14 protein-coding genes are annotated in these 14,677 nt (G+C 59.7%); 10 read left to right on the plus strand and 4 right to left on the minus strand.

What is annotated here, in order from left to right:
- Window positions 1–18: 18 nt before the first annotated feature.
- The 10 genes from JFT85_RS00055 to JFT85_RS00100 all read left to right on the plus strand — a co-directional run bounded on the left by JFT85_RS00055 (window position 19) and on the right by JFT85_RS00100 (window position 9,605).
- Window positions 19–909, plus strand: coding sequence for an NAD(+) kinase (locus tag JFT85_RS00055; RefSeq protein ID WP_010210870.1), 891 nt, complete (start codon window positions 19–21; stop codon window positions 907–909).
- Entirely contained in the window at window positions 906–1,880 is a 975-nt protein-coding gene (locus tag JFT85_RS00060; protein WP_162232025.1) for a metallophosphoesterase, read from the plus strand. Before JFT85_RS00055 ends, JFT85_RS00060 begins: the two co-directional genes overlap by 4 nt.
- Window positions 1,877–2,746 (plus strand): rhomboid family intramembrane serine protease, encoded by an 870-nt coding sequence (locus JFT85_RS00065; RefSeq protein WP_053256582.1) that lies wholly within the window; start codon window positions 1,877–1,879, stop codon window positions 2,744–2,746. The genes JFT85_RS00060 and JFT85_RS00065 overlap by 4 nt, the downstream gene beginning before the upstream one ends.
- 14 nt (window positions 2,747–2,760) lie before the next feature.
- Window positions 2,761–3,021 carry a YeaC family protein gene (locus JFT85_RS00070; protein WP_017138108.1) on the plus strand — a complete coding sequence of 87 codons (261 nt, stop codon included), beginning with the start codon at window positions 2,761–2,763 and terminating at the stop codon, window positions 3,019–3,021.
- Window positions 3,018–3,848: a DUF2797 domain-containing protein gene (locus tag JFT85_RS00075; RefSeq protein ID WP_053256581.1), complete on the plus strand. Its 831-nt coding sequence runs from the start codon at window positions 3,018–3,020 to the stop codon at window positions 3,846–3,848. Before JFT85_RS00070 ends, JFT85_RS00075 begins: the two co-directional genes overlap by 4 nt.
- A gap of 13 nt (window positions 3,849–3,861) precedes the next feature.
- Window positions 3,862–6,519, plus strand: a complete 2,658-nt coding sequence (pepN, locus tag JFT85_RS00080; RefSeq protein ID WP_201228709.1) for an aminopeptidase N — start codon at window positions 3,862–3,864, stop codon at window positions 6,517–6,519.
- A 206-nt stretch (window positions 6,520–6,725) separates the two neighbouring features.
- On the plus strand, window positions 6,726–7,442 hold the full coding sequence (locus JFT85_RS00085) for a helix-turn-helix transcriptional regulator (protein WP_053256579.1): 717 nt from the start codon (window positions 6,726–6,728) through the stop codon (window positions 7,440–7,442).
- Between the two features lie 52 nt (window positions 7,443–7,494).
- Entirely contained in the window at window positions 7,495–7,830 is a 336-nt protein-coding gene (locus JFT85_RS00090) for a nuclear transport factor 2 family protein (protein ID WP_053256578.1), read from the plus strand.
- Window positions 7,831–7,845: 15 nt separating this feature from the next.
- Complete coding sequence (zapE, locus tag JFT85_RS00095) at window positions 7,846–8,964, plus strand: cell division protein ZapE (RefSeq protein WP_078828453.1); 1,119 nt, start codon at window positions 7,846–7,848, stop codon at window positions 8,962–8,964.
- A gap of 149 nt (window positions 8,965–9,113) precedes the next feature.
- Complete coding sequence (locus JFT85_RS00100) at window positions 9,114–9,605, plus strand: GNAT family N-acetyltransferase (RefSeq protein ID WP_053256576.1); 492 nt, start codon at window positions 9,114–9,116, stop codon at window positions 9,603–9,605.
- 101 nt (window positions 9,606–9,706) lie between these two features.
- On the opposite strand, the gene JFT85_RS00105 is transcribed toward JFT85_RS00100, so the two are convergent.
- From JFT85_RS00105 to JFT85_RS00120, 4 genes are all read right to left on the minus strand, one after another.
- Window positions 9,707–9,928 (minus strand): hypothetical protein, encoded by a 222-nt coding sequence (locus JFT85_RS00105; protein WP_053256575.1) that lies wholly within the window; start codon window positions 9,926–9,928, stop codon window positions 9,707–9,709.
- Between the two features lie 141 nt (window positions 9,929–10,069).
- Window positions 10,070–12,298: a TonB-dependent siderophore receptor gene (locus tag JFT85_RS00110; RefSeq protein WP_169875332.1), complete on the minus strand. Its 2,229-nt coding sequence runs from the start codon at window positions 12,296–12,298 to the stop codon at window positions 10,070–10,072.
- Between the two features lie 126 nt (window positions 12,299–12,424).
- Window positions 12,425–14,167, minus strand: coding sequence for a phosphoethanolamine transferase CptA (locus JFT85_RS00115; protein WP_053256573.1), 1,743 nt, complete (start codon window positions 14,165–14,167; stop codon window positions 12,425–12,427).
- A gap of 164 nt (window positions 14,168–14,331) precedes the next feature.
- On the minus strand, window positions 14,332–14,508 hold the full coding sequence (locus tag JFT85_RS00120; protein WP_169874999.1) for a DUF6026 family protein: 177 nt from the start codon (window positions 14,506–14,508) through the stop codon (window positions 14,332–14,334).
- Window positions 14,509–14,677: the final 169 nt, after the last annotated feature.

The raw sequence follows: 14,677 nt of genomic DNA on the forward strand, positions 1-14,677 counted from the left end.
ACATCCCGCAGGAGCCCCATGGAGCAATTTCGCAATATCGGCATTATCGGTCGCCTGGGCAGTACCCAGGTGCTGGACACCGTCCGCCGGCTGAAAAAGTTCCTGTTGGAACGCCACCTGCATGTGATCCTCGAAGACACCATCGCTGAAATCCTCCCGGGCCATGGCTTGCAAACCTCGTCGCGCAAGATGCTCGGCGAAGTCTGTGACATGGTGATTGTGGTGGGCGGCGACGGCAGCCTGCTCGGCGCGGCCCGGGCCCTGGCGCGGCATAACGTGCCGGTGCTGGGGATCAACCGTGGCAGCCTGGGGTTTCTCACGGATATCCGCCCGGATGACCTGGAAGTCGAAGTCGCCAAGGTGCTCGACGGCCATTACCTGGTGGAAAACCGCTTCCTGTTGCAGGCCGAAGTGCGCCGCCACGGTGAAGCCATCGGCCAGGGCGACGCCCTCAATGACGTGGTGCTGCACCCGGGCAAGTCCACGCGGATGATCGAGTTCGAGTTGTATATCGACGGCCAGTTCGTCTGCAGCCAGAAGGCCGACGGCCTGATCGTCGCCACGCCGACCGGTTCGACGGCCTACGCGTTGTCGGCCGGTGGCCCGATCATGCATCCCAAGCTGGATGCCATTGTGATCGTGCCGATGTACCCCCATATGTTGTCCAGCAGGCCGATTGTGGTCGATGGCAACAGTGAGCTGAAAATCGTGGTGTCCAAAGACATGCAGATCTACCCGCAAGTCTCCTGCGACGGGCAGAACCATTTCACCTGCGCCCCCGGTGACACCATCACCGTGAGCAAAAAGGCACAGAAGTTGCGGTTGATCCACCCGCTGGACCACAACTACTACGAAGTGTGCCGGACCAAGTTGGGCTGGGGCAGCCGCTTGGGGGGTGGAGGCGACTGATGCTTGATCCCGCGCGTAGCTACGACCTGATTGGTGACGTGCACGGTTGCGCTCATACCCTTGAGCACTTGCTCGACCAATTGGGTTACCACAAGCAGGGCGGCACCTGGCGCCATCCGTCGCGCATGGCGGTGTTCCTCGGCGATATCATCGACCGTGGCCCACGCATTCGCGAGGCGCTGCATATTGTGCATGACATGGCCGAAGCCGGTCAGGCGCTGTGCATCATGGGCAACCACGAGTTCAACGCGCTGGGCTGGAGCACACCGGCGCCACCGGGCAGTGGCAAGCAGTTCGTGCGCGAGCACAACCCACGCCATGCGCGCTTGATCCATGAAACCCTGACCCAGTTCGAGCACCACCCGGCTGACTGGCATGACTTCCTCGGCTGGTTCTATGACATGCCGTTGTTTGTCGACGCCGGGCGTTTCCGTGTGGTGCATGCCTGCTGGGATGACGGCTTTATCCAGCCGCTGCGCGCCACCTTCCCGGATGGCTGCATCGACCAGCATTTCCTGCAGGCCGCTGCCGTACCGGGCAGTTTTGCCTGCAACGCGTTCGACCGCCTGTTGCGCGGCACCGATATGCGCCTGCCGGATGGCCTGACGCTCACCGGTGGTGATGGCCTGACGCGCTCGTTCTTTCGCACCAAGTTCTGGGAAGACGACCCGAAAACCTACGGCGACATCGTGTTCCAACCCGATGCGCTGCCGGAGCCGGTGGCGCGTACGCCACTGTCGTCCTCGCAGAAAAACTCCCTGCTGCGCTACGGCGTCGATGAACCGTTGTTGTTCGTCGGCCATTACTGGCGCAGCGGCAAACCGGCGCCGATTCGCCCGAACCTGGCCTGCCTGGACTACAGCGCGGTGCTGTACGGCAAGTTGGTGGCCTACCGACTGGACCAGGAAACCCAACTGGATCCGCGTAAATTCGTATGGGTCGACGTTGAGCGGCCCGAGGTGATTTCATGAGTACCGTGGCTGTATTGCGTTTGCCACTGAGCGTCGACCTGGGCGGCTTCGTCAAACTGCTGCAACGCATGCAAGTGCCGCATCGCGTCAGCGAGGAAGCGGGGGAGCAGGTGTTGTGGGTGCCCGAGACCATCAGCGACGACGTGCGCGTGTTGTACCAGCGCTTTCCCGCCGGTGACCCGGACCAGCAACTGGATATTCCCGAGCAGGCGCCTGTGGCGCGTGCTGGCTTAGTCCAGCAATTGCGCATGAGCCCGGTCACGGCGCTGGTGCTGCTGGCCAGCCTGATCGTCGGCGCGGTGACGCTGCTGGGCGAAAACCTGCAAGCCATGAGCTGGCTGACCTTCCTGCCGTTTCACGTCTCGGGCGAGTACATCCAGTTCACGCCGTTCGCCGAGACGATGGCTTCGGGGCAGTGGTGGCGGCTGGTGACTCCGATGCTGATCCACTTCGGCATTCTGCACCTGGCCATGAATGGCATGTGGTACTGGGAGTTGGGCCGGCGCATCGAAGTGCGCCAGGGCAGTATCAACCTGCTCGGCCTGACGTTGTTGTTCAGCCTGGTCTCCAACTACGCTCAATACGCCTATGGCGGCCCCGGCCTGTTTGGCGGCCTGTCCGGCGTGTTGTATGGCTTGCTCGGGCATTGCTGGATTTTTCAATTATTGTCGCCTAACCCGGCCTATCGCCTGCCTCGTGGGGTATTGGTGATGATGCTGGTCTGGCTGGTGCTGTGCCTGTCGGGGCTGGTCTCGATGATCGGCTTCGGCGAAATCGCCAACGCTGCCCACGTTGGCGGCCTGGTTATCGGTTGCCTGACAGGTTTGCTGGGTGGGCTTTACAGCCGCCGCAAAGCGTCTATTTGATAAGGAAGAGCCTCATGTCCTCTTTTGCTGAAATGATCGAAAACATCACCCCGGATATCTACGAGAGCCTCAAGCTCGCCGTGGAAATCGGCAAATGGTCCGATGGTCGCAAGCTCACCGCCGAGCAACGCGAGCTGTCCCTGCAAGCGGTGATTGCCTGGGAAATCCAGAACCTGCCGGAAGAGCAGCGCACCGGCTACATGGGCCCGCAGGAATGCGCGTCCAAATCGGCGCCGGTGCCGAACATTCTGTTCAAGTCGGATGCGATCCATTGATTGAAATCGGTCGCGGTGCAGTCAGCAAAATGTCGGCGCAACTCGGTGAGCCGACCGTTCAATACGCGTTTCGTCTGGGCGACACCGAGGTGCCGGTCAACCCGTTGATCGGCACCCACGTGCGCCTGGAATACCTGGGTGCCATTCATTGCAGCCATTGCGGCCGCAAGACCAAAACCAGTTTCAGCCAGGGTTACTGCTACCCGTGCATGACCAAGCTGGCCCAGTGTGACCTGTGCATCATGAGCCCCGAACGTTGCCATTACGACGCCGGCACTTGCCGTGATCCCGGCTGGGGCGAAACATTCTGCATGACCGACCATGTGGTGTACCTGGCCAATTCGTCGGGGATCAAGGTCGGCATCACCCGGGCCACCCAACTGCCGACGCGCTGGCTCGACCAGGGCGCCAGCCAGGCGCTGCCGATCATGCGCGTTGCGACCCGCCAGCAGTCCGGTTTTGTCGAAGACCTGTTCCGCAGCCAAGTGGCCGACAAAACCAACTGGCGCGCCTTGCTCAAGGGCGATGCGCAATCGGTGGACCTCAAGCAGGTGCGCGACCAGCTGTTTGCCTCTTGCGCTGAAGGCCTGCTGAGTTTGCAGGAACGCTTTGGCCTGCAGGCCATCCAACCGGTGACCGACATCGAACCAATCGAGATCCGTTACCCGGTCGAGCAATACCCGGCCAAGATTGTCAGCTTCAACCTGGACAAGAACCCGATTGCCGAAGGCACGCTGTTGGGGATCAAGGGCCAATACCTGATCTTCGATACCGGCGTTATCAACATTCGTAAGTACACGGCCTATCAGCTCGCCGTGCATCAGTAAAAGGATGCCACCCATGCGCACCGAACAACCGAAGATGATTTACCTGAAGGACTATCAGGCGCCGGACTACCTGATCGAAGAGACGCACCTGACCTTCGAGTTGTTCGAGGACCACAGCCTGGTCCACGCGCAGTTGGTGATGCGCCGCAACCCTGAGCGCGGTGCCGGCCTGCCGCCGCTGGTACTCGATGGCCAACAGCTTGAGCTGCTGACCGTCAACCTGGGCGACCAGGAGCTGACCGAGGCAGACTACCAGCTGACCGACAGCCACCTGACCCTGCACCCGAGCCGTGAAACCTTCACGGTCGACACCAGCGTGCGCATCCATCCGGAAACCAACACCGCCCTCGAAGGCCTGTACAAATCCGGCAGCATGTTCTGCACCCAGTGCGAGGCCGAGGGCTTTCGCAAGATTACCTATTACCTCGACCGCCCGGACGTGATGAGCACCTTCACCACCACGGTGATCGCCGAGCAACACCGTTACCCGGTGCTGCTCTCCAACGGCAACCCGATTGCCAGCGGACCCGGTGAAGACGGTCGTCACTGGGCGACCTGGGAAGACCCGTTCAAGAAGCCGGCGTACCTGTTCGCGCTGGTGGCCGGTGACCTGTGGTGTGTTGAAGACACGTTCACCACCATGACCCACCGCGAGGTGGCGCTGCGCATTTATGTCGAGCCGGAAAATATCGACAAATGCCAGCACGCCATGACCAGCCTGAAAAAATCCATGCGCTGGGACGAAGAAACCTACGGCCGTGAGTACGACCTCGACATCTTCATGATCGTGGCGGTCAACGACTTCAACATGGGCGCCATGGAGAACAAGGGCCTTAATATCTTCAACTCCAGCGCCGTGCTGGCCCGCGCCGAAACCGCCACCGATGCCGCGCACCAGCGGGTCGAGGCGATCGTTGCCCACGAATACTTCCACAACTGGTCGGGCAACCGCGTGACCTGCCGCGACTGGTTCCAGCTGTCGCTGAAAGAAGGCTTCACCGTGTTCCGGGATTCGGGTTTCTCCGCCGACATGAACTCCGCCACGGTCAAGCGCATCCAGGACGTGGCGTACCTGCGTACGCACCAGTTCGCCGAAGACGCCGGCCCCATGGCCCACGCGGTGCGCCCGGACAGCTTTATTGAAATCTCCAACTTCTACACCCTGACGGTGTACGAAAAGGGCTCGGAAGTGGTCGGCATGATCCACACCTTGCTCGGTGCAGAAGGCTTCCGTAAAGGCAGCGACCTGTACTTCGAACGCCACGACGGCCAGGCCGTGACCTGCGATGATTTCATCAAGGCCATGGAAGACGCGAACGGCGCCGACCTGACTCAGTTCAAACGCTGGTACAGCCAGGCCGGAACCCCGCGTCTGGCGGTGAGCGAGTCCTACGACGCGGCGGCTAAAACCTACAGCCTGACCTTCCGCCAGAGCTGCCCGGAAACCCCGGACAAGGTGCAGAAACTGCCGTTCGTGATTCCGGTCGAGCTGGGCTTGCTGGATGCGAAGGGCGCCGGCATTGCCTTGCGCCTGGCCGGTGAAGCCGCGGCTGGCGGTACGTCCCGGGTTATTTCGGTGACTGAAGCCGAGCAGACCTTCACCTTTGTAGAGATCGCCGAACAGCCGCTGCCCTCGCTGCTGCGTGGCTTCTCGGCGCCGGTGAAGCTGAGCTTCCCGTACAACCGCGATCAACTGATGTTCCTGATGCAGCACGACAGCGATGGCTTCAACCGCTGGGATGCCGGCCAGCAACTGTCGGTGCAGGTGTTGCAGGAACTGATCGCCCAGCATCAGGCCGGCCAGCCGTTGAAGCTGGATCAACGCCTGATCGACGCCTTGCGCGCCGTGCTCAGCGATGAGCGCCTGGATCAGGCGATGGTCGCCGAAATGCTGTCGTTGCCAAGCGAAGCCTACTTGACGGAAATCAGCGAAGTGGCGGATGTCGAAGCCATCCACACTGCCCGTGAGTTTGCCCGTAAGCAGTTGGCTGACAACCTGTTCGAAGGCCTGTGGCTGCGCTACCAGGCCAATCGCGAGCTGTCCCGGCAGACGCCGTATGTTGCGGCGGCCGAGCATTTTGCTCGTCGCGCCTTGCAGAACATTGCGCTGTCGTACCTGATGCTCAGCGGCAAGTCTGAAGTAGTGGCCGCGACCCTGGAGCAGTTCGACGCCTGCGACAACATGACCGAACGCCTGACCGCGCTGGCGGTGCTGGTGAACTCACCGTTCGAGGCAGAAAAAGCCCAGGCATTGGCGGTGTTTGCCGAGAACTTCAAAGACAACCCGTTGGTCATGGACCAATGGTTCAGCGTACAGGCCGGCAGCACCTTGCCGGGCGGGCTGGCGCGGGTCAAAGCGCTGATGGAACACCCGGCCTTCAACCTCAAGAACCCGAACAAGGTACGCGCGCTGGTGGGGGCGTTTGCCGGGCAAAACCTGATCAACTTCCACGCGGCGGATGGCTCGGGCTATCGTTTCCTGGCGGACCTGGTGATCCAATTGAACGCCTTTAACCCGCAGATCGCTTCGCGCCAATTGGCGCCACTGACCCGCTGGCGTAAATACGACAGCGCACGCCAGGCGCTGATGAAGGCGGAGCTGGAGCGCATTCGTGCGTCCGGTGAGCTGTCGAGTGACGTGTTCGAGGTGGTCAGCAAGAGCCTTGCGTAAGTTCTGCCCATAAAAAAACGGCCTGTTCAGGCCGTTTTTTTTCGTCTCGGATAATCGCCGGTCATCGTGGTGCTCATGCTGTGTTGCCTGGCCCAGCGGTAGGGGCGCGGCCATTCATTTCATCAGCAGTGCGTGTTTGCTGCTGACATTTTCTGACAGGGTGCTCTGCTAAGCTGCGGCACTGTTTCTTTTACGGCGGGATCGACGTGTCACGTACCACTCGTTTACTGACCTTGTTGCAGGCCCTGCGCGGTAAAAAACGCCCGGTAACCGCTGCCGTATTGGCGGCTCAATTGGAGGTGTCCGAGCGCACGCTGTACCGTGATATTGCTGAATTGACTGCACTGGGCGCGCCGATTTTCGGCGAAGCAGGGGTTGGGTATGTGTTACGCAGCGGCCTGTTTCTGCCGCCATTGATGCTCAATGCCGAGGAAACCGAAGCGATCGTGCTGGGGTTGCGCTACGTGGACCAGCGTGGCGATGACGTGCTGAGCCGTGCGGCCGCAAATGCTTTGGCGAAGATTGCCGACGTGCTCGACCCTGCCGCGCAGGAAGCCCTGCGTAATCCGACGCTGCTGCCTGGGCCGCCCGGGTTTGGCTACCCGGAGAACCGCGTGCCGCTTAACGTGTTTCGCGAGGCGATTCGGCAGCAAGCCAAACTGCATATGGAGTACGCGGACGCCAGCCAGACCCAGAGCCAGCGGCTGATCTGGCCACTGGCCCTGGGCTTTCTCAATGAGGTGCGGGTGATCGTGGCGTGGTGCGAGTTGCGCGGTGCTTATCGCACCTTTCGCACCGACCGGGTGGCCGCCGCCGAGGTCCAGGAGACGCGTTATCCGGGGCGGCGCAGCGACCTGTTACGGGCGTGGCGCAAGGTGATGGAACAGAATGAATCGGCGCCCTTTACTCCTGACAAAAACTGACACAGCTCTGGCTTAGCATGACGCCATAAATTGCTAAAAAAGGAGCTGTGCCATGTCCCTGCCTGAATTGGCCCCCGCCATTGCGGCGTATATCACTGCGGCCAATACCCGTGATACCTCGGCCATTACCGACTGTTTCGCCGAGGATGCCAACGTCTTCGATGAAGGGCAGCATCAAGTCGGTACGGCCGCCATCGCCCGTTGGATGGAAGACACCGGGCGGCGTTATCAGCCCAGGGTCGAGGTGATCAAGGTGCAGCATCGCACCGGCAAGGTGTTGGTCAGCAACGTGGTGTCCGGGAATTTTCCGGGCAGTCCGCTGGAGTTGCGCTACACCTTTCGCCTGAACGCGCAGGGCAAGATTTCACGGCTGGATATCTCTGTGTAAGTCATACTGGCACGCATGACTTTTGAATCGCCGCTCACGGCCTACCAACACGCCATCGCCCAGCAGGGGTTTGTGCCTGACGACGCTCAGCGCCGTGCGGTGCAAGCCTTGCAAACCTGCCATGAAGCCTTGCACGAAGGGCGCTCGCCGATTCCCGGGGTTTACCTCTGGGGGCCGGTCGGTCGGGGTAAAACCTGGTTGATGGACCAGTTCTATCAAAGCCTGCGAGTGCCTGCGCGGCGCCAGCATTTTCACCACTTCATGGGGTGGGTGCATCAGCGTCTGTTCCAGCTCAGCGGCATCCACGACCCCTTGCAGGCCTTGGCGCGGGAGCTCAGCCGGGAAGTGCGTGTGCTGTGTTTCGACGAGTTGTTCGTCAATGACATCGGTGACGCGATCATTCTCGGCCGCCTGTTCCAGGTGATGTTCGAAGAAGGAGTGGTGATGGTCTGCACCTCGAATCAGCCTCCCGACCAGCTGTACGCCGGTGGCTTCAATCGCGAGCGTTTCCTGCCGGGTATCGAGGCGATCAAGCAGCACATGCAGGTGGTGGCGGTAGACGGCGGTGAAGACCACCGTTTGCACCCCGGTGTCGGGCTGCAGCGCTATTGGGTGGATCAGCCGCACGCGCTCGCCACGGTGTTCACACAATTGACCGAAGGGCAGGCGCTGGGCAGCGGGCCGATCAGTGTTGGTTTCCGCTCGATTGTGACGGTGCAGTACAGCGACACGGTGCTCTGGTGTCGCTACGTGGAGCTGTGCGAGCAACCGCTGGCCGCGATGGACTTCATGTTGCTGTGCGATCGCTTCAAGGCGATCCTGCTCGGTGACGTCCCTAACCTGAGCGCACAAAAACGCCCGGGCCGGATTGCCCGTGGCACTGAAGATGCTGCGCAGCGCGTGGTGGCCGGTGATCGCGAGTTGCCTGAGCTGTCGGTGCACGATGACAGCGTGCGGCGCTTTATCGCCCTGGTCGACGAATGCTACGACCGCAAGGTGCCGTTGTTCATTGAGGCCCGCGTACCGCTGGAGCGTCTCTACACCGAAGGCTACCTGGAGTTTCCGTTCCGCCGCACCCTCAGCCGCTTGCAGGAGATGCAGTTGCAGCGCTTTGGTGCATCGGGCAACGCCTAAAAAGACGGATGACAGCGTTTTATGTGCACAACCTGCGTACTTTCTGTCAGGTATTTGTCGTAAATCGCCTTCATCTGCGGCCGAGTCCATGCTTACAATCGTCGCTTCAAAGGGAACCGATTCCCTTGTTGTCGTGATTGAGGAAGGAAATGGACACCCCAGACATCCTGGTACTGCAAGCCAGTTACACCAACCCCGTGCACGCCGAGGCCATCGGCCTGGTGCTCAACCATTATGCTGAAGACCCCATGGGTGGCGGCCATACGTTGCCTGCTGACCTGTTGCAGCAACTGCCGGCCGAACTCGCCAAGCGCCCCCACGCGTTCAGCGTACTGGCGTTTGTCGGTGGTGAACCGGCGGGGCTGGTCAATTGTTTTGAAGGGTTCTCGACGTTCGCCTGCCGTCCATTGATCAACGTGCACGACGTGGTGGTGATGAATCAGTTTCGTGGCCTGGGCTTGAGCCAGAAGATGTTGCAAAAGGTCGAAGAGATCGCGCGTCAGCGAGGTTGCTGCAAGATCACCCTGGAAGTGCTTGAAGGCAATGATGTAGCGCAAGCGGCATACCGCAAGTTCGGTTTTGATGATTCGATTTTTGATCCCGCCCATGGGCGTATGCTGTTCTGGAGTAAGCCGCTTTAATAAATCAAATGCAAAAAAAAGGCGCCATTAAATGGCGCCAAGTTAACCTTTGCCAAAGGAGCGGGATGGCACAGGGTCATGCGGATTAACTAACGATTAAATCAGCTATTGGGGCGTTGCTCTGCACTGGTTTGATCGGCAGTGCCAGTCTTAACATTCTTGCCGTCGGCCAGCGCAGTTTGATCCGTTGTGCCGTGCGTCTTCTGCTGCATAAACGTGAAGTTGTTATAGAACTCCTTCGAGCGCTCTGCGCCGCCTTCTGCAAAGGCGGCTGCTGAGGTCAGGGTCATCAAGCTGGCGAGCATCAAGGTGGAGAGTTTCATGGCAGTATTCCCATTAAGAGTAAGAAGTGTCTGATCGCTTCGTGATCCGATTCGTGAAGCGACTATGGCGCTCGCTTATTAAGTGGGAATTAACGTGGTGCGGCCCCGAAGTTAACGTTTTTGTTAACTTCGGGCTCGGTGTTATAGCCGCCAGTCCAGCGCCAGCGTGAGGGAGCGCGGTTCTCCCCAATACACGCCGTTATAAAAGCCGACGCGTTCGTAATATTTTTTATCAAATAGATTATTGACGTTGATTGAGGCCGAAACATGTTCGTCGAACTGGTAGCGCGACATCAGGTTGACGACGGTGTAGGCCTGTTGCGTGATTTTGGCGCTTTCGGTCATCAGGTCGCCGTTATCGTCTCGCGCACCTGTCGGGCGCCGGGCAACGTCGTAGGCATCGCTTTGCCAGTTCACCGCGCCACCCACCGTCAAGCCACGCCATTGTCCCGGCAGGCGATAGGCCGTTGAGACCTTCAACAGATTGAGTGGCTGGTTGCGGTTGGCGCGCTGCTTCTCGCCATTGCGCGAGTGGGTATAGGTGTAGCCTGCGGTAAGGTTCCAGTCCGGCATGACTTCGCCCGATACCTCCACCTCAAAGCCTTGCACCTTATTGCCTTTACCGCCTGATTTGTAGAATTGCTCGCGTGTGATTGGATCCGGCGGTGCACTGTTATCGAGCTCGGCGACGTTATCCTGAGTACTCCAGAAATAAGCGCTGGCCAGGTTGAGACGCTCGTTGAGCAGGCTGCCCTTGAGGCCGATCTCATAGTTGCTGCCCACCACCGGCTCCAGGTACTTCTTGCTGGCGTCGCGTTCGTCCTGTGGGTTGAAAATATCGGTGTAGCTGGCATACACGGTGTATTCGGGTGTTAGGTCGTAGAGCACGCCGGCATACGGCGTCCACATGTCGTTGTGGGTCTGGCTGGTTTTACTGGCGTTGATCAGCTGATTATTGCTGTTGTAGTCAGGCGAGACCGTTTCGCTTTCCCAGCTGCCATAGCGGCTTCCCAGCACGGCGTGCAGTCGGTCGGTGAGGCTCAGGCGGGTGGCGAGGTAGCCCGCCTTCTGTTTTTTACGGCTGTGCTCGCCCTTCAGGCCGGTGGTGCGGTCGGGGAATTTAACGATGCCGCCCATGTGTTGCCACTGGTTGATGTGTTCGTAGCCCGCAGGCGTTGTGTAGCGCTGGAATGGCGAAGTGTCGCGCTGTTCGGACTCGCCGTACCCGACCATCAGCTCATGTTCGCGTCCAAACAATGAATAAGCGCCAGCGAGATTGAAATCCACCACGTCCATTTTCGACGTGCCGACCATCTGGTTGGTCCAGGCACTCATGCCGCTGCCATCCGGATTGGGGAAGCCGGCACCGCCGTAATACACCTTGCCATCAGTGTCGCTCTGTCGATGGGTGTAGGCGGCTTTCAGGCGCCAGTCGGGGGACAGTTTGTGGTCGATGGAGGCGAAGGTGGTCTTGTCTTTCAGCGGCCAGGAGCTCCAGTCGGTGGCCATGTTTGCCGAGCGCGAGAGCCGCGCCTTGCTGCCGTCGCTGTTCCAATAGGGCAGGGTGCCCCAGGAGGTGCCTTGCACATGTTTGTTCTGATAGTCGAAACCTGCGGAAACCACGGTGTCGTCCGTCAGGTCGCCTTCGAGAATGCCGTAGCCCACTTCCCGTTGCAGCGCGTAATTATCGCGATAGGACTGGCTGTCACGGTAAGCCAGTACGGTGCGCCCGCGCAGGCGTCCATCGAACGCCAGGGGGCCGCCCACATCGACGTAGCTGTAGTAGTTGTCATGGCTGGCAGCGCTGACGCCGGTCCGGGCTTGCCAGTCGGCAGTAGGCCGCTTGCGGATCATGTTGACCGTGGCCGAAGGGTCGCCCGCGCCGGTGGTCAGGCCTGTGGCGCCGCGTACGACCTCGATGCGGTCGTAAATGATGGTGTCGGCATCTGACTTCATCCGCCCGAAGGTGCTGAGCATGCCGTCAACCTGGAAGTTGTTGATCGAATAGCCACGGGATGAGTAACCCGCCCGATCCGAGTCCAGGTGCTGCACCGTTACCCCTGTGGTCTGGCGCAGGGCGTCGGTCAGCGTATTGAGGTTGAAGTCATCCAGCTGCTGGCGGGTGATCACCGAGATGGATTGCGGGGTTTCCTTGATGGACAGGTTCAGGCGAGTGGCAGTGCTCATCGAGCCGGTGGTGTAGGCCTGGGTGTGCTCGGTAGTGGCACCCAGGCCTTCGGCGGTGACGCGGGTGCTGCCCAGCTCCAGCACGGTGTGTTCGGGGTCGGTTTCGGCCAGCAGTTCCGGGCTCAGCACCACGCTGAACAGGCCAACGGTGAAGGTCATGGAGCGGGTAAAAGGTGCAAGCATTGCGGCAGACTCCTTGTCTTTGTGGCCTTCTCGATAAGAGAAGGCCTTGGCTCAAAGACGAAAGGAGGCGTGGAACTTTAGGCTTAAACGAGAATGATTGTTATCTTTTTGCCGCGGAGCCTGTGATCACTTAACCACCACCTCGGTGGTATCAGTGCTCTTCGGCTTGAGCAGGCTGAAATCAATCAGGCCCTTTTTCTGGCCGATGTAGGGATCGCCAATCATCAGCGGACGCGGCTTGAAGCTGTCGCTGACCAGGCTTTTGCTGCGGTCCCATTCATCAAAACTCAACCCCGCCAAATCAGCCCAGGTGTGAATCAGCTGTGAGCTGCTGGAGGCGCGCTGTAAGTCGCCGGCGAAGCTCCAGTCATGGGTTTCGCGCCATTTCGGTGAGGCGTAGGCCATGAACGGAATGGTGTACATCGGCGCGGTGGGTTTGCCTTCGTTACGTCCCAGGGTGCTATGGCCCGCCGAGTCGTAGACGTCTTCGCCATGGTCCGAAAGGTACAACAGGAAGCCGTTGGGGTCGGTCTTGGCGTAATCCTTGATCAGGCTCGACACCACGAAGTCGTTGTACAGCACCGCGTTGTCGTAGCTGTTGTAGATCGGCAGCTGGGCGTCGCTGATGCCGGCCGGTACGCCCTGGCGATCAGTGAATTTCTCAAAGGTCGGCGGGTAGCGGTACTGGTAGCTCATGTGGGTGCCGAGCAAATGCACCACGATGAATTTGCGCTCGGCGGGGTCGGCCATGGCCTTGGCGAACGGCGCGAGTACGTCGCCGTCGTATTGGCGGGCGTTCTGGTTGCGGTTGTTATTAAGGTACACCTGCTCGTCGGCCTGTTCGGAGAAGGTCGTGAGCATGGTGTTGCGCTTGGTCATGGTCTGCTGGTTGGTGATCCAGTAGGTCTTGTAGCCGGCCTGTTTCATCACGCTGACAATCGACGGCGTCTTGAGGTACAGGTCCGGGTTCTCTTCATCAGCGAACGTCAGCACTTGTTGAAGCGCTTCAATCGTGTACGGGCGTGGGGTGATTACGTTGTTGAACACCGCCAGTTGGTCGCGCAGCTTGTCCAGCTCCGGTGTGGTGTTGCGCGGGTAGCCATAAAGGCTCATGCGCTGGCGGTTGGTGGATTCACCGATCACCAGCACCAGGGTAGCCGGCTGCCCGGCCATGGTGTCCTTGAGGTTCTTCAAGGGCGGGATCTTGCTGGCGCTGGTCAGCATGCCTTGCATGTTGTTGAGCTGTTCGGTGTAGCGGCGGTAAGCGACGATCATCTGCCATGGCACGGCGGGCTCGACACGGGACTCGAAGCCGTCGATGGCCAGTTCCATGGTCGGGTTGGTCGCAATCTGTTTAACCAGCGGGTAACCGACCACCGCCAGCACAATGGCGGTCGCCGCCAGCATCGCTTGGCCTCGTGGCAGGTAAACCGGGCGCAGGCGCGTCCACAGGAAAACCGCCATGGCGGTATGGGCGAGAAACGCCAGCACAATCCACCAGGCGAAGTATTGGGTCGCGTATTCACCCGCTTCAGAAATGTTCGACTCGAACATGATGAAGATGACGCTTTGGGAAAATTCCTGCTGGTAGATGAAGAAATAACCCAGGCTGGCCATGGAGCAGGCCCACAGCACGATGCCGATCAAGGCGGCAAGCAGGCGCGTACGTCGCGGGAAGAGCAGCATCGGCGCGAGCCAGAACGCACTCAGGAAGAAGGCTTGACGAAAACCGCTGAAACCGGAGGTGCCGGTCAGCTGGATCAGGAGTTGGGTGATTCCCGAGAAATACCAGAAAAACAGAAACAGCCAGCCGAGACCGGCCCAATCAAAGCCTTTCGCAGACGTGGTGCTGCGTTTGAACATCGCCATCCAGTAATCCAACCCGATAATTTTTGCAGTTGACGCGCAAGGACGCACGCAACAGAGGCCACCCATGCATGGGGTGGCCCTTCTTCGCGGGAGTATCGAGAGGGATATGTGAAAACTTTGTGAGAATTTTGTGGACGTTATCTTACATTCTGTTCAGCGGCGGTTCAGCAAAGGGCTGATCGGGCGGCTGACGTCTGATCCAGCTGGGCTTGCAGGTGTGAGCGCAGGCGCAGGACTTCCTGCTGCAGTTGATCGCGCTCATCTTTCAATTGGCGCAATTCATCGCGACGGACGCTGACGTAAAGGGTCTGTGGCGGGCGGGTCATCTGTGCTGTGCTCATTGCTTACCTCGCAAATAGCCGGTAGATCGCGGTGCCGGAACGCATGAGTCGCGCTGCTCGGCAACAGTCAGCGCAATTCTGAATTCTTTTCTGGGGCAATGGAACTTTTTTATTTTTGGTGGTCGCTGTGACTTTTTGGGCGGTGATGCTGAAACGCTGGCATTTTTTT

Origin of the sequence: Pseudomonas sp. TH04 (assembly GCF_016651355.1) — a bacterium.
Classification (GTDB): Bacteria; Pseudomonadota; Gammaproteobacteria; order Pseudomonadales; family Pseudomonadaceae; genus Aquipseudomonas; species Aquipseudomonas fluorescens.